At 67.6% G+C, this 24,696-nt stretch carries 22 protein-coding genes; 8 read left to right on the top strand and 14 right to left on the bottom strand.

All coding sequences use genetic code 11. The features are described from left to right. Positions 1–17: 17 nt before the first annotated feature. From AB0H56_RS27750 to AB0H56_RS27720, 7 genes are read right to left on the bottom strand one after another with little or no spacing between them, the layout of a single operon-like run. The gene (locus tag AB0H56_RS27750; protein WP_357168593.1) at positions 18–674 is read right to left on the bottom strand and encodes a GntR family transcriptional regulator; all 657 of its coding nucleotides are present in this window, start codon (positions 672–674) and stop codon (positions 18–20) included. Continuing rightward, entirely contained in the window at positions 674–1,849 is a 1,176-nt protein-coding gene (locus AB0H56_RS27745; RefSeq protein ID WP_357168591.1) for a CaiB/BaiF CoA-transferase family protein, read from the bottom strand. Before AB0H56_RS27745 ends, AB0H56_RS27750 begins: the two co-directional genes overlap by 1 nt. Further along, on the bottom strand, positions 1,846–2,637 hold the full coding sequence (locus AB0H56_RS27740; RefSeq protein WP_357168589.1) for an enoyl-CoA hydratase/isomerase family protein: 792 nt from the start codon (positions 2,635–2,637) through the stop codon (positions 1,846–1,848). The genes AB0H56_RS27745 and AB0H56_RS27740 overlap by 4 nt, the downstream gene beginning before the upstream one ends. An 11-nt stretch (positions 2,638–2,648) precedes the next feature. Next, positions 2,649–3,794 carry a CaiB/BaiF CoA-transferase family protein gene (locus tag AB0H56_RS27735; RefSeq protein ID WP_357168588.1) on the bottom strand — a complete coding sequence of 382 codons (1,146 nt, stop codon included), beginning with the start codon at positions 3,792–3,794 and terminating at the stop codon, positions 2,649–2,651. 11 nt (positions 3,795–3,805) lie between these two features. Next, complete coding sequence (locus AB0H56_RS27730) at positions 3,806–4,975, bottom strand: acyl-CoA dehydrogenase family protein (RefSeq protein WP_357168586.1); 1,170 nt, start codon at positions 4,973–4,975, stop codon at positions 3,806–3,808. 2 nt (positions 4,976–4,977) lie between these two features. Further along, positions 4,978–6,933 carry an AMP-binding protein gene (locus AB0H56_RS27725; protein ID WP_357168584.1) on the bottom strand — a complete coding sequence of 652 codons (1,956 nt, stop codon included), beginning with the start codon at positions 6,931–6,933 and terminating at the stop codon, positions 4,978–4,980. A 39-nt stretch (positions 6,934–6,972) separates the two neighbouring features. Further along, on the bottom strand, positions 6,973–7,434 hold the full coding sequence (locus AB0H56_RS27720; RefSeq protein WP_357168582.1) for a MaoC family dehydratase: 462 nt from the start codon (positions 7,432–7,434) through the stop codon (positions 6,973–6,975). 130 nt (positions 7,435–7,564) lie between these two features. On the opposite strand from AB0H56_RS27720, the gene AB0H56_RS27715 reads away from it, so the two are divergent. From AB0H56_RS27715 to AB0H56_RS27695, 5 genes are read left to right on the top strand one after another with little or no spacing between them, the layout of a single operon-like run. Continuing rightward, positions 7,565–8,728 (top strand): acyl-CoA dehydrogenase family protein, encoded by a 1,164-nt coding sequence (locus AB0H56_RS27715; RefSeq protein ID WP_357168580.1) that lies wholly within the window; start codon positions 7,565–7,567, stop codon positions 8,726–8,728. After that, positions 8,725–9,624, top strand: a complete 900-nt coding sequence (locus tag AB0H56_RS27710; protein ID WP_357168578.1) for a CoA ester lyase — start codon at positions 8,725–8,727, stop codon at positions 9,622–9,624. The genes AB0H56_RS27715 and AB0H56_RS27710 overlap by 4 nt, the downstream gene beginning before the upstream one ends. Beyond that, positions 9,621–10,367 carry a 3-oxoacyl-ACP reductase FabG gene (gene fabG / locus AB0H56_RS27705; RefSeq protein WP_357168576.1) on the top strand — a complete coding sequence of 249 codons (747 nt, stop codon included), beginning with the start codon at positions 9,621–9,623 and terminating at the stop codon, positions 10,365–10,367. Before AB0H56_RS27710 ends, fabG begins: the two co-directional genes overlap by 4 nt. Further along, positions 10,364–11,227: a MaoC family dehydratase N-terminal domain-containing protein gene (locus AB0H56_RS27700; protein WP_357168574.1), complete on the top strand. Its 864-nt coding sequence runs from the start codon at positions 10,364–10,366 to the stop codon at positions 11,225–11,227. Before fabG ends, AB0H56_RS27700 begins: the two co-directional genes overlap by 4 nt. Before the next feature lie 12 nt (positions 11,228–11,239). Next, positions 11,240–11,692: a MaoC family dehydratase gene (locus AB0H56_RS27695; protein ID WP_357168572.1), complete on the top strand. Its 453-nt coding sequence runs from the start codon at positions 11,240–11,242 to the stop codon at positions 11,690–11,692. A gap of 54 nt (positions 11,693–11,746) precedes the next feature. On the opposite strand, the gene AB0H56_RS27690 is transcribed toward AB0H56_RS27695, so the two are convergent. The 4 genes from AB0H56_RS27690 to AB0H56_RS27675 form a co-directional block, all read right to left on the bottom strand. Then, positions 11,747–12,640 (bottom strand): CoA ester lyase, encoded by an 894-nt coding sequence (locus AB0H56_RS27690; protein ID WP_357168570.1) that lies wholly within the window; start codon positions 12,638–12,640, stop codon positions 11,747–11,749. Between the two features lie 58 nt (positions 12,641–12,698). Further along, on the bottom strand, positions 12,699–13,934 hold the full coding sequence (locus AB0H56_RS27685; protein WP_357168568.1) for a beta-propeller fold lactonase family protein: 1,236 nt from the start codon (positions 13,932–13,934) through the stop codon (positions 12,699–12,701). Positions 13,935–14,103: 169 nt separating this feature from the next. Beyond that, positions 14,104–15,603 carry an aldehyde dehydrogenase gene (locus AB0H56_RS27680; RefSeq protein ID WP_357168566.1) on the bottom strand — a complete coding sequence of 500 codons (1,500 nt, stop codon included), beginning with the start codon at positions 15,601–15,603 and terminating at the stop codon, positions 14,104–14,106. A 131-nt stretch (positions 15,604–15,734) separates the two neighbouring features. Then, entirely contained in the window at positions 15,735–16,448 is a 714-nt protein-coding gene (locus AB0H56_RS27675; protein WP_357168564.1) for a GntR family transcriptional regulator, read from the bottom strand. 250 nt (positions 16,449–16,698) lie between these two features. On the opposite strand from AB0H56_RS27675, the gene AB0H56_RS27670 reads away from it, so the two are divergent. Then, positions 16,699–17,796: a helix-turn-helix domain-containing protein gene (locus AB0H56_RS27670; RefSeq protein ID WP_357168562.1), complete on the top strand. Its 1,098-nt coding sequence runs from the start codon at positions 16,699–16,701 to the stop codon at positions 17,794–17,796. A 493-nt stretch (positions 17,797–18,289) separates the two neighbouring features. Continuing rightward, a complete protein-coding gene (locus AB0H56_RS27665; protein ID WP_357168560.1) occupies positions 18,290–19,435 on the top strand; it encodes a low temperature requirement protein A in 1,146 nt (381 codons plus the stop codon). 224 nt (positions 19,436–19,659) lie between these two features. On the opposite strand, the gene AB0H56_RS27660 is transcribed toward AB0H56_RS27665, so the two are convergent. From AB0H56_RS27660 to AB0H56_RS27650, 3 genes are all read right to left on the bottom strand, one after another. Next, entirely contained in the window at positions 19,660–20,595 is a 936-nt protein-coding gene (locus AB0H56_RS27660; protein WP_357168558.1) for an alpha/beta hydrolase, read from the bottom strand. Between the two features lie 367 nt (positions 20,596–20,962). Continuing rightward, complete coding sequence (locus tag AB0H56_RS27655) at positions 20,963–22,441, bottom strand: aldehyde dehydrogenase family protein (protein ID WP_357168556.1); 1,479 nt, start codon at positions 22,439–22,441, stop codon at positions 20,963–20,965. Between the two features lie 26 nt (positions 22,442–22,467). Continuing rightward, positions 22,468–24,021 (bottom strand): aldehyde dehydrogenase family protein, encoded by a 1,554-nt coding sequence (locus tag AB0H56_RS27650; protein ID WP_357168554.1) that lies wholly within the window; start codon positions 24,019–24,021, stop codon positions 22,468–22,470. A gap of 363 nt (positions 24,022–24,384) precedes the next feature. Between AB0H56_RS27650 and AB0H56_RS27645 the strand changes: the two genes are divergently transcribed. Then, positions 24,385–24,654 carry an antibiotic biosynthesis monooxygenase family protein gene (locus tag AB0H56_RS27645; protein WP_357168552.1) on the top strand — a complete coding sequence of 90 codons (270 nt, stop codon included), beginning with the start codon at positions 24,385–24,387 and terminating at the stop codon, positions 24,652–24,654. Positions 24,655–24,696: the final 42 nt, after the last annotated feature.

Here is a 24,696-nt window from a genome sequence, read left to right as displayed (position 1 = left end):
ACGCATAAAATATTATATCACTGCCAGAACCCGCGGGATTCGAGCATGTGCACCGCCCGATCCCCGCCGTGCCGGAAGTGCTCCTCGGTGACGGCGCGCGCCGTGTCCGCGTCTCGGGCCCGTAGCGCGGCGAGGATCTCGCGGTGATCGCGGTCGGCGGTGTCGGACCAGTCGTCGTGGGTCTCGTAGAAACCGTGCGGGCCGGCGCTGCCGAGCACCTTGAGTTCGGTGAGCAGACGCCGGGACCCACTGGCGCGGTTGATCATCCGGTGGAATTCGAAGTTCAGCGTTTCGCGGTCCCGGCTCGACGCGGCCGGCATCCGGTCCAGGATCACGCCCAGCGCGTCGAGCGAGGAAATGCCGATCCGCTCGGCCGCGCGGGCGGCAGCCAGCCCGGACACCACGCCGAGCAACCAGTAGTGGTCGCGGACGTCGTCACGCGTCATCGGAGCGACGAACGCACCACGCCGGGGTGGCATGTCGACGATGCTCTCCAACTCCAGGGCGATCAGCGCCTCGCGCACCGGCAGCTTGCTGATGCCGAGCGAATCCGCGATCTCGTCCTGGTCGATCTTGTCGCCGGGACGCAGCTCGCCCGCGAAGATCCGCCGCCGGATCTCTTGCACGGCGGTGGTTTTCAGGCTGGTCGGCGGGGCGACGCGCGGCAGGTCCATCAGGTCTCGCTCGGCTGGGCGATCCGTGGCGCGAACTCGGCCCGGATCGCGTCGGTGTGCGCACCGAGCGCGGGCACCGAACCGTGGGTCACCGGCCAGTCCCGTGCCGTCCCCGGCGGCAGCAGGGCCGGTACGGGGCCGGAGGGAGTGTCGATCTCGCGCCACCGGCCGCGTTCGCGCAGCTGGGGATGCTCGGCGAGTTCCCGCACGCCGTTGAGCCGCGCGTTGCCGATGCCCGCCTGGTCGGCGGCATCCTGAATCTCGGCGAGGGTTCTTGTCGCACACCACTTCTCAACCATCTCGTCGACCTCGTCGCGGCGGGCGACCCGGTCGTCGTTGTGCAGATAGCGCGGATCCCCGGCGAGTTCGGGGCAGCCCATGAGCTCGGTCATCCGCCGCCACTCCCGGTCGCTGGTCGTGCCGAGGACCGCGGTCTGCCCGTCGGAGGTCGGATACGCGCCGTACGGGGCGATCATCGGCGAACCCATTCCGACCGGCACCGGCTCGGTGCCCGCGTGCAGCACCTGGTTGAGCGCGAACCCCATCATCTCCGAGACCACGTCGAGCATCGCGACCGGCACGACCGCGCCGCGGCCGGTGTGCTCACGGTCGTAGAGGGCGGCCAGGACCGCGGAGTACGAGTACAGCGCGGTGCCGATATCGGCCACCGGGATGCCGGGCTTGGCCGGATATCCGGGGGTGCCGGTGATCGCGCACGAACCCGCCTCGGCCTGGATCAGCAGGTCGTAGGCGCGTTTGTGGTCGAGCGGGCCGCCACGGCCGTAGCCGGAGATGTCGACGATGATCAGCCGGGGAAACCGGCGCGTCAGCTCGTCGACACCGAGACCGAGCCGGTCCAGCGCACCGGGGCCCAGATTGCTGACCAGCACATCGGCCCCGGCCAGCATCGCTTCCAGGACCGCGAGGTCCTCGGCGGCGCGCAGATCCAGCGCGGCGGATTCCTTGCCGTGGTTGAGCCAGGTGAAATGCGCCGACAGACCACCGACGACCGTGTCGTAGTGCCGAGTGGAGTCGCCGTATCCGGGCTGCTCGACCTTGATCACCCTGGCGCCGAGGTCGGCGAGGTGCCGGGTGCACAGCGGTGCGGCGATGGCCTGTTCGAGGCCGATCACCGTCACCCCGGCCAGCGGAGCACGCGTAGGTTCGGTGCTCATGAGAACTTGGGCTCCCGCTTCTCCCGGTGTGAGCCGACGCCCTCGACGACATCGGGGCCGCCGAAGTGATAGAACTCGAGGCCGAGCGACGCGTCGAAGATCGGCATCGCCTGCCGGTACCAGCCGTTGAGCGCCATCTTGGTGCCCTGGACACCGGCCCGCGAACCGGCGGCCAGCTTCTGCGCGATCTCCATCGCACGGTCCTGGACCTGCTCGTCGTCGACGCACAACGACACCATGCCGATGCGCTCGGCTTCCTCGCCGGTGAGCACCTCGTTGGTGAGCAGGTGGTACTTGGCCTTGGCCATCGAGGTGAGCAGCGGCCAGCAGATCGCGGCGTGATCGCCCGCGGCCACCCCGAGGCGCACGTGTCCGTCGACGATCTTGGCGCGCCGACCGGCCACCGAGATGTCGGCGAGCAGCGCCGCGACCAGACCGGCGCCCGCGGCGGGACCGTTGATGGCGGAGATGATCGGCTGGGGCACCTCGATGATGTTGCGCACCAGGTCCCGCGCCTCACGCATCACCCGGGTCCGCGAGGCGTAGTCATCGATCATGGCCTCGACCAGATCGAAACTGCCACCTGCGGAGAAGGCCCGCTCCCCCGCTCCGCGGATGACGACGGCGCGCACCGATTCGTCGAGCGCGATCACCGGCCAGATGTCGGCGAGGTGCCGATGTGCCTCGGCGCCGACGGAATTCAGGTTCGGGCCGTCGAGCACGATCCGCAGCACGCCGTCGGCGGGGCGGTCGATCGTCAACGACGAGAACTCCTCGTAACCGGGCACTTGTTGTCCTTTCATTCGCTGATCGACACCGTGTCGGCGCCGGTGGTCGCCCACCGCGTCAGGATGTCGTCGAGGTCGCCGAGTCCGGCGGGTGGGCGCGAGGGGGTGCGAGCCGGGGTGCGGTCGAACCGCGGTGCGGGCGCCGGGTGCAGCACGCCCGAAACACGGTGGAACACTCCGCGTTCCACGTTGTGCGGGTCTTCGGCGGCCTCGTCGAAGGTGAGCACCGGTGATACGCACGCATCCGTGCCCTGATAGATCTGCCACCACTGGTCGCGGGTCCGCTGCGACACGGCATCGGCGATGAGTTCACGCAGTCTCGGCCACTGTTCGCGGTCGTCCTGGCCGGGCCAGTCCGTGGTGTCGACGCCGAGTCGGCTCACGAATTCGCGGTAGAAGTCGGGTTCGAGCGCGCCGACCGCCAGGTACCGGCCGTCGGCGCACCGGTAGGTGTCGTAGAACGGGGCGCCGGAGTCGAGGAAGTTGGTTCCCGGCTCGTCGGAGTACAGCCCGGCGGCGCGCAGGCCCTGCAATTTCGCCGTCAATACGGCGACGCCGTCGACCATCGCCGCGTCGATGACCTGACCGCGGCCGGTGCGCGCGGCCTCCACCAGCGCGCAAGCGATGCCGAATGCGCCGATCGCCCCGCCACCGGCATAGTCGCCGAGCAGGTTGATCGGCGGTCGCGGCGCCCCGCCTTCGCCGGCGAGGGCGTGCAGGGCGCCGGACTGGGCGACGTAGTTGATGTCGTGTCCGGCGTCCTTGGCGCGGGGACCGGTCTGGCCGTATCCGGTGAGCCGGACGTAGACCAGACGCGGGTTGCGCGTGGTGGCGACGTCGGGGCCGAGACCCAGCCGCTCGGCGACACCGGGACGATAGCCCTCGATGAAGACATCGACCGAATCAGCAAGGCGCAGAACAGCTTCACGCCCGTCGGGGTCCTTCAGATCCACCGCAACCGACCCGACACCCCGGTTGACCACATCGGTCTCCTCGGTCAGGCCGACAGTCTGGCTCAGCTCACGCGCCGAGCGGTGCGGTGGCCGCACCACCCGGACGACCTCGGCGCCCATGTCGGCCAGCAGCATCGAGACATAGGGCACCGGTCCCATGCCCGCCAGCACGACGACGCGCACACCCGCCAACGGTCCCGTCATCGGTTCTCCTCCTAGTAGGAACGGGGTAGGCCGAGCACCTGCTGGGAGATGTAGTTGCGCACCATCTCCTGGGAGAACGGCGCATTGCGCAGCAGACGCACCTCCCGCCACAGCCGCTCGATGTGGTATTCCTTCGCGTAGGCGTACCCGCCGAGCGTGGAGAACGCGCGATCACATGCCTCGAAACCGGCTTCGGCACCGAGGTACTTGGCCGCGGCAGCCTCGGGACCACAAGGCAGACCCGCGTCGAACAGTTCCGCCGCACGCATGATCATGCCCTCAGCGGCTTCCAGGCGGATCCAGGAATCGGCCAGCGGATGCGCCACGGCCTGGTTCTGGCCGATCGGGCGGTCGAACACCACGCGGTTCTTGGCGTATTCGGCGCCGATCTCGAGCGCGGCACGGCCGAGGCCCACGCCTTCCATGCCGACCACGATGCGCTCCGGGTTCAGGCCGTCGAGCAGGTAGTAGAAGCCCTTGTCGACCTCGCCGACGAGCCGGTCGTCGGCCACCTCGAGGTTGTCGATGAACAGCTCGTTGGTGTCGATCGCGGCACGGCCGAGCTTGTCGATCTCGCGGACGGTGACCTTGGAGCGGTCCATGTCGGCCAGGAACAGCGACATCCCCCACAGCGGCTTGTCCGCACGCCGCGGCGATGTGCGGGCCAGCAGCAGGATCTTGTGTGCGTTCTGGGCGTTGGTGATGAACACCTTCTGCCCATTGATCACCCAGCCACCGTCGACCTTGGTCGCCTTGGTCTTGATCCGCGAAGTATCCACGCCCGCAGTGGGTTCGGTGACGCCGAACGCCATCAGCAGCTCACCCGAGGCCAGCTTGGGCAGGTACTCGCGCTTCATCTGCTCCGAGCCGTACTTCACGATCGGCGCGGGCGGGAACACGTAGAAGTGAATCGCCGAGCCGCCGCTCATGCCCGCGCCGGAGGACGAGATCTCGCCGAGCATCACGGCGGCTTCCTTGAGACCGAGGCCGATCCCGCCGTACTCCTCGGGAATCATCGCGCCGAGCCAGCCGCCCGCGGCGAAGGCCTTCACGAACTCCCAGGGGTATTCGTGCTTGTTGTCCTTGTCGAGCCAGTAGTTGTTGTCGAACTTGCGCGCGAGTTCACGCGTGGCCTGACGGACGAGTTCGACGTTGTCGTCGGTCGCTGTAGCGGCAGTCATTGCTACTCCTGTTCGTCGCCCGCGGACACGGGGATCGCTTCGAGTGGGGTGGCGGGGTCGAGGGAGGACATGTCTCCGGTCGGCGCCCCGAGATACCGGGACCGAATGGCCCGGCGCATGATCTTTCCGTTCTTGGTCTTGGGCAGGCTCTCCACTACGACGACCGAGGGGGCGAACGAGCGGCCCGCATTCCCGATCGCGGTGTCCTGCAAGTCTTCCGGCGTCTGACCGGTGGAACGCAACACCGCGAAGGCGACCGCGCGCTGGCCGCGCAGTTCGTCGGGCACACCGATCACGGCGACCTCGGCGATCCGGTTGTCGCGCAGCAGCGCCGCCTCGATCTCCGCCGGACCGACCCGGCGACCCGACAGTTTGATGGTGTCGTCGGAACGGCCGTGGATGCGCCACATGCCCTGGTCGTCGATGCTGGCCAGGTCGCCGTGCACCCACACGCCGTCCCACTGACTCCAGTAGGTGTCGAGATAGCGGTCGCGGTCCTGCCAGAAGGCGTGCGTCATACCGGGAAAGGTGTTGCGTACCACCAGTTCACCGATCTCACCGACAACCGGTTGGCCATTCTCACCGAAGACCGCGGCGTCCACGCCGGGCAGCGCGCCGGTGAAGGCCGCCGGGGCGGCGGGCAGGAACGGATATCCGATGAGGAGGCCGCCGCCGACCTCGGTGCCGCCGCTGTAGTTGACGATCGGCCGCGTACCGCCGCCGACCTCGGAGAACAACCACCACCAGGTGGGTTCGTCCCAGGCCTCGCCGGTGGACACGAAGGCGCGCAGGCTCGGCATCGCATGCGTGATCGCCTCACCCGCCGCCTTCAGCGCGCGCGCCGCGGTGGGCGCGATGCCGGCGACGGTGACACCGTTGCGTTCGATGATCTCCCACATCCGGTGCGCGGTGGGGTGCGTCGGCAAGCCCTCGATCATCACGATCGTGGCGCCGAGCTGCAGTGGACCGGTCATCAGCATGGGGCCGACGAGCCAGCCGAGGTCGGTGATCCACGAGACGACATCGCCTTCGTGCACATCGAAGCCGTAGCCGAAGTCGACCGCGGTCTTCACCGCGAAACCACCGTGGGAGTGCACGATGCCCTTGGGACGACCGGTGGTGCCCGAGGTGTAGACGATGGTCAGCGGGTCGTTGGACTCGGTGTCGGCGGTCGGCACCGGGGCCGGGTCGGCGTCGAGCTCGTCGTAGTACACGTCGCGGCCGGCGCGCATCGGCACCTCGGTGCCCAGGTGCCGGACGACGACGACCTTGGCCACCGTAGGCGCCGATTCCAGCGCCGCGTCGGCGGTCGCCTTCAGCTCGACCCGCTTGCCGCGCCGCGTCGTGCCGTCGGCGGTCACCAGCAGCACCGCTTCGGAATCCTGCAGGCGGGTTGCGAGCGCATCAGGCGCGTAACCGCTGAAGGTGGGTACCGAGACGGCACCGATCCTCGCGATCGCGAGGAAGGCCACCGCAGCTTCGGGCACCACCGGCATGAACAGCACCACCCGGTCTCCACGCCGCACACCCAGCTGGGTGAGGTTGGCGGCGAACCGGCGCACCTGTTCGTCGAGTTCGGCGAAGGTCAGCGTGCGCCGTTCACCCTCGTCGCCCTCGTAGACCACCGCGAGGCGATCGGCGGCGGAGCCCCGCGCGTGCCGGTGCGCGGCCAGCTGCGCGATGTTGACGCCGCCGCCGGTGAACCACCGGGGGAACGGCTTTCCGGCCGAGTCGTCGACGACACGGTCGAACGGGACCGAGAAGTCCACGCCCAGATCGGTCGTCGCGGCCCGCCAGAACCATTCGGGTTCGGCGATGGCTCGCTCGTTGAGCGCGGCGACCGCCGCGGCATCGTCACCGAATCCCCAGGCGCGCATCGCCGCGAGCAGACGGCTGCGCTCGCGGATCTGTTCGTCGGGCACCCAGGCCGGTTGCTCGGCAGGCTGAACGTCCACCATGACGTGTCCTCCTCGTTGCTTGGTTCGTCGGGTGGCGGATCAGGCCTGCTCGGCCGGACGCTTCATCATCAGGCCAACGCGCACGGCGTCACAGACCACCTCGTCGCGCTGGTTGATCCCGAGATGACGGAAGGTGACGATGCCGGAATCGTTGCGGCTCTTGGATTCCCGCTTCGCCTCGATCTTGGTCTGCACGTGGATGGTGTCGCCGTGGAACACCGGCTTCGGGAACTTGATCTGCTCGAAGCCCAGGTTGCCCAGGGTGGTGCCCTGCGTGGTCTCGGGCACGGTGATACCCGAGACCAGCCCGAGGATGAACAGGCTGTTCACCAGACGCTGGCCGTAGATGGAGCCCTTGCTGTACTCGGCGTCCAGATGCAGCGGCGCCAGATTCAGCGTCATCACACTGAACAGCGTGTTGTCGGCTTCGGTGACGGTGCGACGGTTCACGTGGTCGATAACCATCCCCGGCTCGAACTCCTCGAAATACAGGCCAGCCATGTCGCGTCCTCTCAGAATATATTATGTACTAGACGGTGTCGAACGGATGCTACCTCACCGTTCGGCTCATCGTATATTATATCATTGTATATTATATCTAGTATCAGACTCAACCACAGAGGAGCCGAGAGTGTCCGAACTCAGTGCCGAGGACTTCGAGCCGATCCTGGCTCACGTCCGTACGTTCATCCGTACCAAGGTGGTCCCGCGCGAGCAGGAGATCCTGGAGACCAACGCGATCCCCGACGACATTCGCCAGGCCGCCGCCGAGATGGGCCTGTTCGGGTACGCCATCCCCCAGCAGTGGGGCGGCCTCGGTGTCGACCTCACCCAGGATGTCGAGCTGGCCATGGAGTTCGGCTACACCTCGCTGTCGCTGCGGTCGCTGTTCGGCACCAACAACGGCATCGCCGGTCAGGTACTGGTCAACTACGGCACCGACGAACAGAAGAAGCAGTGGCTCGAACGGATCGCTGCGGGCGAGGTGCTGGCCTCGTTCGCGCTGACCGAGCCCGGTGCGGGTTCCAACCCCGCCGGACTGCGGACCCGTGCCCGCCGCGACGGTGACGACTGGGTGATCGACGGCCAGAAGCGGTTCATCACCAACGCACCGCTGGCCGATCTGTTCGTCACCTTCGCACGCACCGCCGAGCCCGGCCCGGACGGGCCCGGTATCGCGGTGTTCCTGGTTCCGGCCGACACTCCGGGCGTCATCGTCGGCCCCAAGGACGCGAAGATGGGCCAGGAAGGCGCCTGGACCGCCGACGTCACGTTCACCGATGTCCGAGTGCCCGCCGATGCGCTGGTCGGTGGCTCCGAGGATGTCGGCTACAAGGCCGCGATGGCCTCCCTTTCGCGGGGTCGGGTGCACATCGCCGCGCTGTCGGTCGGTACCGCCCAGCGCGCACTCGACGAATCCGTCGCCTACGCCGCCACGGTCACCCAGGGCGGTACGCCCATCGGCGACTTCCAGCTGGTGCAGGCGATGATCGCCGACATGCAGACCGGGGTGATGGCCGGGCGCGCGCTCGTGCGCGACGCCGCGGCCAAGTACGTCTCGGGCGAGGACCGGCGCATCTCCCCCTCGGTGGCCAAGCTGTTCTGCACCGAGATGGTCGGCCGGGTCGCCGACAACGCGGTGCAGATCCACGGCGGCAGCGGGTACATGCGCGAAGTGACCGTCGAGCACATCTACCGCGATGTCCGCCTGCTGCGCCTGTACGAGGGAACCAGCGAGATCCAGCGCCTGATCATCGGCGGCGGGCTCGTGCGCGAAGCGAAGAAGCGCGCGTGAGCACCAGCACCACGACGGAGCTGGCGACCCGGATCCGCGTCGCGTCGACCCTGCTGTTCGTCCCGGCCGACCGTCCCGAACGCTTCGCCAAGGCCGCCGCGGCGAATCCGGGTCTGGTCGTCCTCGACCTCGAAGACGCCGTGGCACCTGATGCCAAGGCAGCCGCCCGCGAACACGCCGTCGCCTGGATCGCGGCCGGCAACGAGTGCGCGGTGCGTATCAACGCGGCCGGAACCGACTGGCATGCAGACGATCTCGCCGCGCTGGCACCGTTGCGCTGCGCGGTCGTGCTACCCAAAGCCGACATCGGGAATGTCGAGGGTGTCATCGATGCCCTCACCGAAGCGCGAGCGAGTGCCCCTTACCGCCCGAAAGCCGCCGGCAGCCAACCATTGCTCATCGCGTTGATCGAAACGGCGGCGGGCGTCCTGCGTTCCGCGGCCGTCGCAGCCACGCCGGGCGTGGACCGGCTCGCGGTCGGCACCTTCGATCTGGCGGCCGAACTAGGAGTCGACCCCACCGACCGCGAGGCACTCGCCGGAGCCAGGCACGCCTTGGTGCTCGCTGCCGCCGCCGCCGGGTTGCCGGGCCCGATCGATGGCGTCACCGGCGCCGTCGACGACACCGACCTCGTCGAGGACGACGCCCGCTACAGCAAGCGGCTCGGCTTCACCGGCAAACTCTGCATCCACCCACGTCAGCTCCACCCGGTAGCGACCGCGTTTCGCCCAACCGACGCCGAACAGGCCTGGGCACGAAGGATCTTCGCCGCGATCACCGACACCTCCGGTGTGGTCGTGGTGGACGGTGCCATGGTCGACAAGCCCGTGCTCGACCGTGCCCGCCGCATTCTGGCGCAGCTCGACGCCACCACCGACAGTGAGGAACAGTCATGACCGGACCACTTCTGGCCGACAAGACCGCCGTCATCACCGGCGCCGCCCAGGGCATCGGCTACGCCATCGCCGAACGCTTCGTCGCCGAGGGCGCGCGTGTGGTCATCGGTGACATCGACGGGACCTCCGCCCAAGCCGCCGCCGACAAGCTCGGCGGCTCGACCGTCGCCCGCGGGGTGCGCTGCGATGTCACCGTCGCCGACGAGGTCCAAGCCCTGATCGACGCCGCTGCCGAATCCTTCTCCCCCGTCGACGTGATGGTCAACAACGCGGGCATCACCCGCGACGCGACCATGCGCAAGATGACCGAGGACCAGTTCGACCAGGTCATCGCCGTCCATCTCAAGGGCACCTGGAACGGCACCCGGCTGGCCGGCGCGGTGATGCGCGAACGCGGCAGCGGCGCCATCGTCAACATGTCGTCGCTGTCGGGCAAAATCGGCCTGCCCGGGCAGACCAACTACTCCGCGGCCAAGGCGGGCATCGTCGGCCTGTCGAAGGCCGCCGCGAAAGAGCTCGCGCACCTGGGTGTGCGGGTCAACGCCATCCAGCCCGGCCTGATCCGCACCGCCATGACCGAGGCCATGCCGCAGAAGGTGTGGGATCAGAAGATGGCAGAGATCCCGCTCGGCCGCGCCGGCGAGATCGACGAGATCGCCGCGGTGGCACTGTTTCTCGCCTCCGACATGTCCTCGTATATGACGGGCACGGTGCTCGAGGTGACCGGCGGGCGGTTCATGTGAGCACCTGGCAACCCCACCTCGAGACCTCCACCGAGCTCCTCGATCCCGCGCCGGTGGCAGCGCTGGCCGCTCTACTCGACGACGGTCTCCCCGTTCCTGGCCCCGGCGATACCCTGCCACCGCTGTGGCACTGGGTAGCCCTGCCCCGCTGGGCCGCCTCCGGCGAGCTCGGCCCCGACGGACACCCGCGGCGCGGTTCGTTCCTGCCCCCGGTGGAACTGCCGCGACGCATGTTCGCCGGTGGCGAGATCCGCTTCCACGCACCACTTCTCGTCGGCAGCACGGTTCGCCGTGAGACCGAAGTGGTATCGGTGACCGAGAAGAACGGGCGCTCCGGGGCCCTGGTCGTTGTCGATGTGCAGATCCGGTTGTTCGACGACACGGGGAAACTCGCGATCGAGGAATCGCAGAACCTGATCTATCGGGAGGCAGCGCCCACACCGAACCGCGCCGCGGAACTGCCGTCCGCCGAGGACACCCTGCCCGGTCCCCCACTGCGCCGCGTCGCGGACGACGCGTGGGAGCTGCGCACCGATCCCGCGCTGTTGGCCCGGTTCTCCGCGGCGACCGCGAACGCGCACCGCATCCACTACGACTGGCCGTACGCCACCGGTGTGGAGGGGTATCCGGGGCTGGTCGTCCACGGTCCCTTGCAGGCGATCGCACTGGCCGAAGTCCATCGTCTGATGGGTGGGGCGCCGATACGCGAGCTGCGTCATCGCGGCCGGGCGCCGCTGTTCTGCGGGCAGCCCGCTCGCCTGCTCGCCACCGCGGTACCCGACGGTGTCGCACTCGAATTGTTCGGTCCCGGTGGGGAATCCGCCGGGCCCAACGCCACCGTCGACCTCACCACCGAGTAGCCAGGAGACATCGTGACCCGCGTTTTCACCACCCTCGACGAGGTCCGCGCCGCGGTGGGCGAACCCATCGGCCCGAGTGAACCGTTCCTCGTCGACCAGGCGCGGATCGCCGCGTTCGCCGCCGTCACCGACGACGAGCAGTGGATTCATGTCGACCCGGAGCGCGCCGCCGCCGGGCCCTACGGCACCACCATCGCCCACGGGTATCTCACACTGTCGCTGATCTCGCACTTCCGGCCGGAACTGCTGGAATTCACCTTCGGCTCGGCGCGGGTGAACTACGGCGTCAACAAGGTTCGCTTCCCCGCTCCGCTGCGGGCCGGATCGAACCTGCGAGCCACGGTCACGATCACCGATGTCGCCGAGACCGCCGCCGGTGCCGTCGTGACGGCGAAGTACGTACTCGACGGCGGCGAGGCCAAACCGGCCTGTGTCGCGGAGACGGTCCTGCTGATCGTGAGCTGATCGGCCGCACGAAAAAGCGGGGGTGGCTGCGCCACCCCCGCTTTCGTCTGCCCGTTACGCGTTGGCCGCCACGGCGTCGGCCAGGGCGATGACACCCTCCGCCGTCTTCACATGGGCGAGATCGATGTGCTGGCCTTCGAAGTCGACCGCCGCGCTGCCTACGGCCTCGGCTTCGTGGAAGGCCGCGATCATGCGCCTGCAGTAGTCGACGGTTTCCGGCGACGGCGAGAACACCTCGTTGGCGATCGCCACGTGCGAGGGGTGGATCGCCACCAGCCCGCGGTAGCCGAGCTGCCGGTTGTCCAGGCAGAAGCGCCGTGCGCCCTCGAGGTCCTTGATGTCCTGCCACACACCGGTCACGGGGTGGTGCAGCCCGTTCGCCTTGGCCGCCAGGATGATCCGGCTGCGCAGGTACAGCGTCTCCAGGCCCGCGGGGGTGAACTCGAAGCCGAGTTCACGGCCCACATCGGCATTGGGGCCGGTGGCGCCCAGCAGCGAGGCCACCCGGGGGCTCGCGCCCGCAATGTCCTCACAGTGCGCCATCGACACCGCGGTCTCGAACGACACGATCAGTTGCACCGTTCCGACCTCGATGCCCTCACGCTGCTCGATGTGGCTCAGCACCGCGTCCAGGCGCACGATCTCGTCGGCGGTGAACACCTTCGCCAGGAACAGTCCGGCCAGGCCCGGCCGCACGATGGCTTCCAGGTCACCGCCGAGCAGCCCGCTCACCTCCGGGTTGGCCCGCACCCACAGGTCGGGACGCACGCCTTCGGCCGTGAGGCGGTCGATCGTCGCCGCGACCGTCCCGCGCGCCTCGACCTTGTCCGCTGCGGGTACCGAGTCCTCGAGGTCGAGGATCAGCGCATCGGCGCCGGAGGCGACACCCTTGTCGGCCCAGGAACCCTTGTGACCGGGGACGAAGAGCATCGAGCGGTACGGTTTCATCGTGTGCCTCCTTGGCAACTACTGAGCGAGTCTTCTCAATATAATATATGTAATATCATCACTGCACCGCCACTACCGCGTTGGCGCCGTCGGCGAAGATCAGCCCGGTGTCGACGGACTGCTCCCCCGTCGGGGTGAGCCGCCCGTCGGGCGCCATCGTGTACGGATGCACGCGCGCGGTGACACCGGTGGTGAGCGTGTCGACGAGGAAGACCCGCTGCGATTCCGAGTCGACCACCACACGGCCCGGCAGCGTGCCCGCCGGTGCCGAATACGGCGCCCCGGGCAGCGGGCTCAACGATCCGTTCTCCGCGATCTCGTACCCACCGATCTTTCCGGCCATCGCCTCGGCGATGTACATCCGGCGGCTGTCGGCGGTGAACTGCGCGGCGTGCGGCAACGACATCAGCCCGGTACTGAAGGGTGAGCCCGGCACGGGGCTCAGCTTTCCGTCGGCACCGATCGCATAGCCCGAAATACTGCCGCTGGCCTCATTGCTGACATAGATGAACCGGCCGTCGGGCGTCACACCGGGCAGGGTCGACATCAGACCCGCCGGGACGGAGTCGACGAGGGCCAGCCCGCCGTCGGGCCCCACGGCGAAACTGAAGGTCGTCGCCTGCAGCCAGCCGACAGCGAATACGAAACGACCATCCGGCGAGACCGCCATCTGATTGAGCGCACTCACTCCGGGCACCTGAACCGCACCGGTGAACACCAGCCCGCCGGTGGCGGTGATCGAATAGGTGCGGATTTCGTTGGTCACCGAACCGCTCGTCACATACAGCCGCTTTCCGTCGGGCGCGACCACGGCGCCGACACCGGGAGCGCCCAGTTCGAGGTTCGCCTCGGGTATCGGGGTGAGAACGCCGTCGCCGCCGAGGCGGAATCCGTTCACGGTGCCCGACACCGTATTCGTCGAATAGACGTAGCGGCCGTCCGGCGTGACCGTCACCGCGAGCGAACCGGTCCCCGCCGCGAACGGTGAGCCGGGCACTGCCGACAACCTGCCCGCATCGTCGAGGCCGAGCACACTGATACTCGGTGACGCCGTGCCGCCGATCACCAGGAACCTGGTCCCGGGATCCGCCAGGGCGACCGAGGAATTCAGCCAGCTTCCCGAGGCGAGTGCGAGCGACACAGCGAGGCCGGCGGCCGCGCGCCGGGGGCGAATACGCTGGGTGGAGAACATGGATGCTACCTCCGACCGACCGACGAGCACCGCTGCTCCCCGGTCGAATAGACATGCGCGATCTGCGCGGGAACGAACCGGGCGACAGTGTCCGTATGTCACCCTTTCCCGACAAACGGTAGGCGGCTTTCCGTGCACGCAATGTCCAAGAATATGGACAGCACATAATCTTCCGAGATCGCCGTTCCGGATATCGCCGAGCAGCACAAAGGTCCCGCCGACCGAAGTAGACGGGACCTTGCCGGTGAAATATCGGTGCGGGACAGAAGGATCAGTTGCCGAGACCGGGAATATCGGTCGGTTCGTTCTCGAGTACCAACGTTTTGGTTTCCAGGAAAGGCAGCAGACCTTCCGAACCGCCTTCGCGACCGACGCCCGACAACTTGAAACCCCCGAAGGCGATCGAGAAATCGGTACGCGGACCGTTCTGACCGACCGTGCCGGTGCGTAGTTTGCGCGCCACGCGATAGGCGCGGTCGGTGTCGTTGGTGAAGACCGAGGCGTTGAGACCGTACGGGTTGTCGTTGGCCAGCGCCACGGCGTCGTCCTCGTCCTTCGCCGCGATCACCGCCAGGACCGGGCCGAAGATCTCCTCGGTCGCTAGCACCGAGCGGTTGTCCACACCGGCGAAAACGGTCGGCTCGAGGAAGAATCCCCGGTGGTGGCCGGCCGGTCGGCCACCGCCGGTCACCAGGCGCGCGCCGTCGGCCTTGCCCGCGGCGATGTAGCTTTCGACGCGGTCGCGTTGCCGAGCGGAGGCGAGCGGCCCCATGGTCACGCTCTCGTCGAACGGGTCACCCACGCGGACGGCGCTCATCGCGGCGCCGAGCGCGTCGGCGAGTTCGTCGTGGCGCTTCTCGGAGACGATGACGCGCGTCAGGCTGTGGCAGACCTGGCCCGCCAGGTAGCTGATGCCACCGGCGAGGACCTTCGCCGCCGTGCCGATGTCGTAGTCGTCGAGCACGAGAGCGGGCGACTTACCGCCGAGTTCGAGGGTGCAGCGCGCCATCCGATCGGCACAGATGGCGCCGATCGTGCGACCGGCCACGGTGGATCCGGTGAAGGTCACCTTGTCGACGCCGGCGTGGCGGACGAGTGTTTCCGACACCTGCCGGTCGGCGGTCACCACATTCACCACCCCCGGCGGCAACCCGACCTTGTCGCAGATCTCGGCGAACAGATACGCCGAGGTCGGTGCCTCCTGCGGGGGCTTCAGCACGATCGAGCAACCAGCCAGCAGAGCCGGCGCGCACTTGTAGGCCATCAGGCCCGCGGGGCCGTTCCAGGGGACGATGGCCGCGACCACGCCGACCGGTTCGCGCACCAGCAGCCCGGCGCCTCCGGCGGCGGGTGTGTGCGACTCCCGGAACGGGAACGTTTCGGCCAGCCCGGCATAGGCGTTGAACGCCCCGGACAGGAACAGCGGAAGCCTGGTCTTGGCCAGCGAATACACGATGCCCGATTCGATCGACCACAGCCGGGCGAAATCGTCACCACGCCTGGTCAATTCGGCGGCGATCGCACGCAGGTACCCGGCGCGCTCGGTCGGCGACATCAACGGCCAGGGGCCGGTGTCGAAGGCCTTGCGCGCGGCCCGCACCGCGGCATCCACGTCTTCGACGGTCGCCGCGCCGACGGCGGTGACGACCTCCTCGGTGCTGCAGTTGACGACCTCGAAGGTCTCCGACGACGACACCGGCACCCAGTTGCCATCGATATAGGACGCCTCGGGGTGCACGGGCAGCACGCCCGCCGCAACCGACTTCGTCATTGAAAGTCCTCTCACCACTGTGACGCATGTAACGTACTAAAATATATACTATATTCAGTATCGATACACCAGGCCGTTCATCAGGCACAACGTAGGTGAACGAGGACTTCCCGCGTTGATGCCGACCGTGGTCAGGCCGTGGACTTGCGGGCCGCCTCGGCCCAGAGACCCTGCTTCTCCAGCATGGCGACCAATTCGTCGGCACTGGACATGATGTGGTCGCGCATCAGCGTATTGGCGGCCTTGGGGCGCCGTTTCTGCAGTGCGTCGAGGATCAGGGGGTGATCCCGCAGCACGTCCTCGCCATGTCCCTCGATACTGATGTAGAAGCGATTCGGCAGCTGTTTGACGACCGTCGCCAACAGCATCGACAACCGGCGCGAGTCCGCCGCGAGGTTGATCGAGCGATGGAACTCGTGACCGTAGGTGACGAGCGCGTCGTCGGATCCGCTCTCGGCCGCTTTCGCATGCGCTTCGACAACGTCGGCGAGATGGTCCAGTTCACGTTGGGAGATCGATTTCGCGGCCCGGCTCGCCAGTTCACCGGCCATCGTCGCCTGCGCCCAGAACAGGTCGCGCACATCCTGCTTGCTGAACTGCGACACCATGAAGCCGCGTCGAGGCACCAACTCGACGAAGCCTTCGCCACTGAGCAGCAGCAGACCTTCGCGCACCGGGGTGTTGCTGACACCGACCGCCTCGGCGATCGGTTCGATCCGCAGGAACTCACCGGGACGCGCGCGGCCCGAGATGATCAGTTCACGGACGTAGGTCGCGACATCCTCCGACAGCTGATGGCGCTGCTTGTTCGCGCTGCGAGGCAAACGCTGCAGGGTGGTGTCCATCGGGGTCCTTTCGGTCGCCTTTTCATGCATTATGCCTCATATGTGACATCAACCCCAGGCGTGACGCCAAAATTCTGAGCGTTTGTCCAGTTGAGGGTGTCCAAATTGCTGGACACCCGACGACGCGAGCACGGCTTAGGCTCGCCGAACGTCGCCCCTTCTTTCGGGCGAGCACCCGGCAAGCTCCAGCATGCCGGGATCGACGAGGCGCAGGACGGGAGTTCACGAGGTGAACCAGACAATCACCCGGATGGTCGACTCCGCAGTCACCACACACAGCGCTTCCGGCGAGGTGCGTGAACAGCTACTCGTCCTGGCCTCCCGATCTTTCGCCTCGGCCGGCAAGCTCAGTGAAGACGGCGAGGCGGTGGCAGGTCTGGAACGGGCCGTGACCGCCTGCGTCCGGTTGGGCATCGACCTCGACACGACCTTGTCGATTGTCATCGGTGCCATCGAACTGGTCGTCGACGCCGCGCCCGCGGCGTCCCCCTTCGCCGCCGGGTCCGGGCAGATACTGCGGACGGTCCGCGTGGCCACCGGGATCGTCGCTCGCGTCTACGGGCAGGAGGGCAACCCGACCCACGACAGCGTCCAAGCGGCACAGGAAGTCGCCGCCGCACTGCTACGCGGCGATTCGTCGAAAGTGCTCGGACAGTGCAACCAGATAGCCGTCGCCGACGCCTACGCGATCATCGCCGTTCATCTGCCCGCACGCCGCGGCAGACCACACGACGCGCCGCGTAGTCTGGCCGAACCCATTGTGGCGCGGCTGTATTCGGAGCTGCGCCGACGATTCGGCCCGAGCGCACTCGCGCTGCTGGGTGCCGCCGGCGCGACGGTCCTCGTTCCCGACACGACGTTCAGCGAGTTCCCCGCCCTCACCGGCTTCGTCGAAACGCTCCGTACCGCGGAGGGCGACATCCCGACCGGGGTGATGATGTGTGCGCCGACCGCCGACGTGCCGACGGTGGCCGAACAGGTGCACGCCGCCCTGGACGTCGTCACCCGACTCGGGATGACCGAGCGTCTGCATCGCTTCAGTGACATCGCGGTGGAATACCAGCTCACCCGCCCCGGCCCCGGACGCGACGCCCTGTCGGCCTTGCTCGACCCACTCGAGGACCACCCCGATCTGATCGAGACCCTGCGGACCTACGTGGAGAGCGGCCTCGACCGGCGTCGTACGGCCCGCCGACTGCACCTGCACCCCAACAGCGTGGACTACCGGCTCAAGCGGATCTTCCGGCTCACCGGCTTCGATACCACCGACCCCGCCGGGCTGTGGAACCTGCGCTCGGCCTTGGTCATTCGCGACCATCACACCGAATACACCGCCCTGCGCGCCTGATCGAGCGTCGGCGCGGAGTGTCCCGGCGCCGCGCCGGACGGACTGCGCACTGCCGACGACATCTCCGACATCCTTTTGCACCTCGGGAACCACCGGGCAGCCCACGGGAGTGATGCTCAGCCATGACGGGCTGCACCGCGCGCCTACGGGTCGGCGCTGTGCCGTGCGCTCCGGTGACAGCAATCGTGTGGTGTTCGCTCACCGGCCGCCGCGGTGCCGACGTCGTGGTCGAGCTCTACGAAACGCGGCGCACTACTGCTGCACGAATTGGTCACCGAGACATTCGGTTTCGACGACATCGCCAAGGCTGTGGACTACTGCGCCGGGGAGATCGGCGCCCGCGCGGCCGTCCGCTCCTGAAGGACGCGGTCGGAGCGTGGCCGGTTCCGCGATGCGGGCGCTCACCGGCGTGGCGACAGGCGGATCCGGACCGCACCGCTCGGTATGCTGAGACTTCGCTGGGCACCGCTGGAGAACAGCTACGGAGGAAGCCATGAGCGCACCGCGTCTTCCGCTCGCACGCGCGGTGTCGCCGCTGGAACTGTTCTTCGACCTGGTCTTCGTGCTGGCACTGGGCCAGCTCACGCATCATCTGGTGTCCCATCTGAGTTGGCGGGGCGCGGCCGAGACGCTGGTCGCGTTGATCGCGGTAGTCGGTATCTGGACGTTCACCACATTCGAGATCACCATGCTCGACGTCGAACGCAAGACCACCCAGATCATCACCGTGGTGGTGATGGCGTTCGGCCTGTTCGCCAACGCCGGAATCGAGCACGCGTTCGACGACAGTCCATGGCTGTTCGTGGTGCCGATGCTGGCCGCGCTGATCGGCCCCTGCATCTGTGCCGCGGTGACCGCGCCCGCGGGCGCCCTGCGTGAGCACTTTCTGCGGGTGCTGCTGTGGTTCGCGGTCTCCACTCCCCTGTGGCTGATCGGCGCGGCGACCGAACCCGAGACCCGCCTGTGGTTCTGGGCAGCCGCAGCCGCGATCGACCTGATCGGCACCTGGGCGGCGCACCCCATCCCCGGGCGACGGATCCACTCGCGCGAACTGGCCTTCGACGCCGAACACATCGTCGAACGCATGCGGCTGTTCCTCATCATCATGCTCGGCGAGACCGTGCTGACGCTGGGCCGGGTCATCACCGAGCACCACGACGACGCCCTGGTACTCACCCTCGCCTTCGGCTGCTTCCTGGCGCTGGTGTGCCTGTGGCAGATGTACTTCGCCCGCGCCGAGCGCCAAGTGGTCCGTCACATCACCCGGACCGCCGACCCGATCGCCGCCGTGCACCTCGGACTCAGCGCGATATACGGAGTGGTAGCCGGGCTGGTGATGTTCGCCGCGGGCGCGGAAACACTGCTCGGTCACGCGCACACCACGCCCGCCGGTATCGCGGGCGTACTCGTCCTGACGGGCCCCGCCGTCTACCTGCTCGCGCAGGCCTTCTACTTCTTCCGTGAGACGCGCGGTGATTGGGTGCCCCGCGTGGTCGGCGCGGCCGTGCTGATCACCGTATCGATCGTCGCCTACCACCTGCCGCCGTGGTCGGTGGTGGTGTTGCTCGTGGCGAGCCTCGGCGGACTGGCCGTTCAGCTGTCCCGCACGAGCACGCCTGCGACGGCGCCTACCTCATAGAGCCCGCCGCGCCCCACCAGCATCATCACCACCCGGGACACCTCACCCCGTACGAGCGCGATGCCCCGCATCCGTGCCGATCGCCCGTGCCGAACTCCTGGAAGCGGCGAGGTGGCTCGCGGGATGGCGCCGCGGACACTCGATCAGCCCGTCGCCACACGTCACGAACAGAGCGAGGGCCACCGGCGCTCCGGTGGCCCTCGCTTCGTGTACCGAGCTGGCGATCAGCCCAGGTTCTTGTGGAAGAACGGCACCAGGCTCGCCAGCGCTTCGCCGGTGGGGCCGGGCTGGTCGTACAGGTCGTAGTGCGAGGCACCCTCGACCACGACGAGCTGCTTGTCCTTCGACGCGGCCCGACCGTAGAGCTCCATGCTCAACCGCTGCGAGGCGAAGGCTCCGGGCTTGTCACCGATCACGACACACAGCGGCTGGGTCAGGAAGACCTCGACCCGGTCGTAGGCATCCCAATCCGCCAGGGCCGCCTGGCGACCGAAATTGAAGCTGGTCTTGCCGCCAGGGGCCTGGCCGCGATCGGTCTTGTAGTACTCGGTGGCCTCTAGCACGTCGATATCGGTGACACCCGCCTGCTTGGCCGCCTCGACCGAGGGCGGCAGCAGGTCGTTGATCACCTGCGCCTGGCCACGCGCCTCCGCGGTGCGCTGGGCGGCGATGGCCTCGAGCATGCCCATCGGGTTGTACTCCGAGAAACCCTCACGCATCAACCGGCCGACATTGCTCCCGACCACGGTACCCAGCGCCTTGATCCGCCGCTCGATCTTGGTCGCTGCCACGGCGTACCCCGCACCACCACAGATCGCGAGCACACCGATATTGTCGGCATCGACATACGGCAGCGTGACCAGGTGGTCGATCACGAAGCTGAAGTCGCTGGTCCGGAAGCCGGGGTCCTCGACAGAGCGCGGGTCGCCCCCGCTGTCACCCTGGAAGCTGGCATCGAAGGCCGCCACCACGAAGCCCGCCTCAGCCAGCGCCTTGCCGTAGATGTTGCCCGACGTCTGCGCCTTGCAGCTGCCCGTCGGATGCGCGGAGACGATGGTGGGATAAACCTTGGACTCGTCGAAACCCGGCGGGAAGTAGATGTCGGTCGCGATGTCCCAGGCCCAACCCTTGACCGCCACCGTCTTGATGTCGTCTGCCATGACCTTTCCTCTCCCGTTCTGTCAGCTAATCGTTCGATCAGCTATCCGCTGGCTACAACTGACGGTAGGGCGGTTCCGATCGAAGAAGAAGGTCCAAACTCTGCCTAGGAACGATCCTTCCCAGCCTCATGGTCCAGCATCACGTCTACCGACAGCTCGGCCTGAAACTGTCCTACAACGACAAACACGGGTGGTGGTCGCCGAAACGACACCATCCGTGCGCGTGGAGAAAGTTCCCGGAGGCCCATCCGGGTTCGAGAAGGGCGACCGACACCTACAATCGGCGTCCTGCCCCTTGCAACCCGGCGGACATCAAGCCGAGCCAGCCCACCAATGCCGTTGGACCCGGCTCGCGCGACAGAGGCCGTCAGCGGTCGAGCAAGGTGACGACCGATTTGGTCTCGAGATATTCCTCAAGCGCCTCGGGGCCGTTCTCTCTGCCCCACCCGGACTGTTTGAAGCCGCCGACCGGCATCTGGACGCCACCGGCACGGTGGATGTTCACACCGATGCGACCACTACGCAGCCGACGGGCGACGCGATGAGCCAGGGCGGCATCGCGCGTCCAGACACTGCCCGCCAGCCCGTATTCGGTGTCGTTGGCCGAGGCGATCGCGGCGTCGAGATCGGTGAACGACATGGCCGCGAGGACCGGACCGAAGATCTCCTCGCGGACGATCCGCATGTCCGGTGTCGCGTCGGCGATGACGGTCGGCGCGTAGTAGAAGCCGCGTCCGTCCAAGCGTTCGCCGCCGCTGACGACCCGCGCCCCCGCCGCCCTGCCGTCGTCGACGTATCCCGCTACCCGGTCGAGTTGACGCTGCGAGATCAGCGGGCCGAGCAGCGCGTCCGGGTCGGTGCCGTAGCCGACCTTCATGGCGCGGCCCTGCTCGGCGATGCCCTCGACCAGCTCGTCGTAGATGTCGGCGTGGGCGAACAATCGCGTGCCCGCGCTGCAGATCTGGCCAGAGTTCCAGAACACGCCGATCGCGATACCCGCCGCGGCGGCCGCAATGTCGGCATCGGGCAGCACGATCACCGGCGACTTGCCGCCCAGTTCCAGCGACACGCGCTTCAGGTTGCCGGTGGCCGCGGCGACGATCTTGCGACCTACCGAGGTGGAGCCGGTGAAGCTGATCTTGTCGACGCCGGGATGCTCGGCCATCGCCGCGCCCGTCGCCCCGAAACCGGTGACGATGTTGACCACACCGGCCGGAACGCCTGCTTCCAGGAGGATCCGCCCGAGGGCGAGCGCGGAGAGCGGGGCCTCCTCCGACGGCTTGAGTACACACGTGCACCCCGCCGCCAGCGCGGACGCCAGCTTCATCGACATGGCGATCAGCGGTGCGTTCCACGGCACGATCATCGCCACGACGCCGACAGGTTCACGGTAAGTGGCGCCCTGGAGCCGACGCTCCGCAGTCCCGATGTCGACGGTCGTGCCCTGAATCTTGTCCGCCCATCCGGCGTAGTAGCGGAACTGGTTGATCGCCTCGGCCACCATCAGTTTCGCCTGGGAAACAGGCATTCCCACGTCGAGGCTGTCCAGCCGCGCCATTTCCGCGGACTTCGCCTCGAGCAGGTCGGCCACCCGCCACAGCACCACACCGCGCTGCGCCGACGACAAACGCAGCCAACGTTGCTCGTCGAACGCGCGCCGGGCCGCGGCGACCGCGGCGTCGACATCGGCGACCCCCGCCTCGGCGACCCGGCCGACGACCTCTTCGGTACCGGGATCGATGACATCGAACGTCGAACCCGCCGCGGCGGGCACCCACTCACCGTCGATGAGCAGGTGCCCGGCGCCGGAACCGAGCGCCGACCGCACCATTTCTTCCACTGTCACGACCGAGCTCGTTCTGTGGGGACGTGCTACTCGGCCGCGGGCGGGGTGCCGAGCACCAGGCCGTAGGCACGGCGGCTGACATCACCGGACAGATCGATGGTGATGCCCTTGTCCTGGGTGAATTCGTTCAAGGCGTCGAGCCCGAGCTCACAACCGGTGCCGGACTGTTTGAATCCGCCGAAGGGCAGGTACTGGGAGATGTTGTGGTAGTCGTTGATCCACACCGAACCGGCCTCGATCTGGCGGGCCACCTTGAGCGCGCGCTGGTTGTCGCGGCTCCACACCGCGGCGGCCAAACCGTACTCGGTGTCGTTGGCGATCTTGATCGCCTCGTCCTCGGAGTCGTACTTCAGCACCGAGAGCACGGGGCCGAAGATCTCCTCGCGGGCGATGGTCATGTCGTTGGTGACACCGGTGAACACCGTGGGCTCCACCCAGTAGCCCTTCTCGAAACCCGCCCCGGTCGGCACGCCGCCGCCCGCGACGACGGTCGCGCCCTCGGCCTTGCCCTTCTCGATGTAGCCGAGGATCCGCTCGTGCTGGGTCTTGTTCATCACCGCGCCGATGTCGGTGGCCGGATCCAGCGGGCTGCCGATCTTCAGGGTCTTCAACCGCTCGACCAGACGGGCGACGAACTCGTCGTGGATCGAGGCGGGCAGCAGCAGCCGGGTGCCGGACTCACACGCCTGACCCGCGTGCAGCAGGAAGGCGTAGATCGAACCATCCACTGCCGCAGCCAGATCGGCGTCGTCGAGGACGATGTTCGGGCCCTTGCCGCCGAGTTCGAGCAGCACGCGCTTGACGGTGCCCGAGGCGTCGGCCATCACCTGACGGCCGGTGGCGGTGGAGCCGGTGAACGACACCAGCCGCACGTCGGGATGCTTCACCAGGTGGGCGCCGACCGTCGGGCCGTCACCGACGACGACATTGAGGGCACCGTCGGGCAGCCCGGCTTCCTTCAGCATCTGCGCAAGCTCGAGGGCGAAGATCGGGGTCTTCTCGTCGGTCTTGAGGACCACGGTGTTGCCCGCCGCCAACGCCGGGATCGACTTCCACACCGCGATGACCGCGGGGAAGTTCCACGGGACGATGCCCGCGCAGACCCCGACCGGCTCCTTGCGGATGAAGCTCGCCGAAAGCACCTGCCCGGTAACAGGTCCCGGGCGCTCCCACTCGTAGGTGCGGGTCAGTTCCGCGTAGTGGCCCAGGTGCATCAGCGGGAAGCCGACGCCGATGGCGCCCGCCAGCCGCACCGGCATGCCGGTCTCCCTGGCGCTCAGCACCGCCAGCGCCTCCATCTCGCCGCTCAGTGCGGCGATCACACGGTCGATCACGGCGGCCCGCTCGGCTGGCGGGGTATTACGCCAGACGCCGGACTCGTGCGTCCGCTTCGCCGCCGCGACCGCCGCGTCGACGTGGCTGGTGTCGGCAAGCGCGACGGTGACCACAACCTCTTCGGTGGCCGGATCGATCACCGGAATCACGGTATCGGTGTCGACCCACGCACCATCGATGAACAACCGGTAGTGCGGCACACCGTCACGGTCGACGGCGGCGGTTTCGGGGAGGGTGGCAGTCATTTCTCACCTCTGTGTCGAGTTGCCGGCGAATCCGGCGGGGCGGGAATATGTGGATGATTCGGTCGTCCGCCAGGCAGACGTTTGCCGATGCCCAGCGGCGCAATGTCGACTGTAGGGAAACACAGATCACACTAGCGTCCAGATTCTTGGACACTTCGTGTCGCGCGCGTTGCTATCGGCGAGGGGTCGCAACCCCGCGCCGGCTACCACTCTTCACCCGTTTCGAATCACCGATTTCCGAAACATCAATTGGCATCGAATGTGATGCGCGTACGGTCGTCTCGTTCGCTGCTGGATTTCCGCCGAACATTCCCCATTCCATAACAGGAGCGCATTCTCATGGCTATTCAGGTGACAATCGACATGACGGCAAAAGAGGGCCGAATCGATGATCTGCGCGAATGGTTCATCAAGAACCTGCCGGGCACCCGCAACTATCCCGGCAACATCAACGTCGAGGTCGCGCGCAATCAGGACGAGCCCGCCCGCATCCTCTTCGTCGAGAAGTGGGACAGCCGTATAGATTTCGAGGCCTACCTCGCATGGCGCGACGAGTCCGGCGTGATCGCCGAACTCCTCGAGATGCTCGACGGCGACATCACCTTCCGCTACCACGATTTCCTGGGCATCTGACCGAGCAAGCACGTTCACCCCGCACAAGGATCACCTGTGCGG

It is taken from the genome of Nocardia sp. NPDC050717, assembly GCF_040654275.1.
In the GTDB taxonomy this organism is placed as follows: Bacteria; Actinomycetota; Actinomycetes; order Mycobacteriales; family Mycobacteriaceae; genus Nocardia.
The sequence above is the reverse complement of the archived record's forward strand: the minus strand, read 5'-3'. Positions and strand labels throughout refer to the sequence as shown.

What these genes read in the sequence shown, in the direction of transcription:
- AB0H56_RS27750 (WP_357168593.1), bottom strand. Translation starts at nt 674, where the DNA reads ATGGACCTGCCGCGCGTCGCCCCGCCGACCAGCCTGAAAACCACCGCC.
- AB0H56_RS27745 (WP_357168591.1), bottom strand. Translation starts at nt 1,849, where the DNA reads ATGAGCACCGAACCTACGCGTGCTCCGCTGGCCGGGGTGACGGTGATC.
- AB0H56_RS27735 (WP_357168588.1), bottom strand. Translation starts at nt 3,794, where the DNA reads ATGACGGGACCGTTGGCGGGTGTGCGCGTCGTCGTGCTGGCGGGCATG.
- AB0H56_RS27730 (WP_357168586.1), bottom strand. Translation starts at nt 4,975, where the DNA reads ATGACTGCCGCTACAGCGACCGACGACAACGTCGAACTCGTCCGTCAG.
- AB0H56_RS27725 (WP_357168584.1), bottom strand. Translation starts at nt 6,933, where the DNA reads ATGGTGGACGTTCAGCCTGCCGAGCAACCGGCCTGGGTGCCCGACGAA.
- AB0H56_RS27720 (WP_357168582.1), bottom strand. Translation starts at nt 7,434, where the DNA reads ATGGCTGGCCTGTATTTCGAGGAGTTCGAGCCGGGGATGGTTATCGAC.
- fabG (WP_357168576.1), top strand. Translation starts at nt 9,621, where the DNA reads ATGACCGGACCACTTCTGGCCGACAAGACCGCCGTCATCACCGGCGCC.
- AB0H56_RS27690 (WP_357168570.1), bottom strand. Translation starts at nt 12,640, where the DNA reads ATGAAACCGTACCGCTCGATGCTCTTCGTCCCCGGTCACAAGGGTTCC.
- AB0H56_RS27680 (WP_357168566.1), bottom strand. Translation starts at nt 15,603, where the DNA reads ATGACGAAGTCGGTTGCGGCGGGCGTGCTGCCCGTGCACCCCGAGGCG.
- AB0H56_RS27675 (WP_357168564.1), bottom strand. Translation starts at nt 16,448, where the DNA reads ATGGACACCACCCTGCAGCGTTTGCCTCGCAGCGCGAACAAGCAGCGC.
- AB0H56_RS27670 (WP_357168562.1), top strand. Translation starts at nt 16,699, where the DNA reads ATGGTCGACTCCGCAGTCACCACACACAGCGCTTCCGGCGAGGTGCGT.
- AB0H56_RS27665 (WP_357168560.1), top strand. Translation starts at nt 18,290, where the DNA reads ATGAGCGCACCGCGTCTTCCGCTCGCACGCGCGGTGTCGCCGCTGGAA.
- AB0H56_RS27660 (WP_357168558.1), bottom strand. Translation starts at nt 20,595, where the DNA reads ATGGCAGACGACATCAAGACGGTGGCGGTCAAGGGTTGGGCCTGGGAC.
- AB0H56_RS27650 (WP_357168554.1), bottom strand. Translation starts at nt 24,021, where the DNA reads ATGACTGCCACCCTCCCCGAAACCGCCGCCGTCGACCGTGACGGTGTG.
- AB0H56_RS27645 (WP_357168552.1), top strand. Translation starts at nt 24,385, where the DNA reads ATGACGGCAAAAGAGGGCCGAATCGATGATCTGCGCGAATGGTTCATC.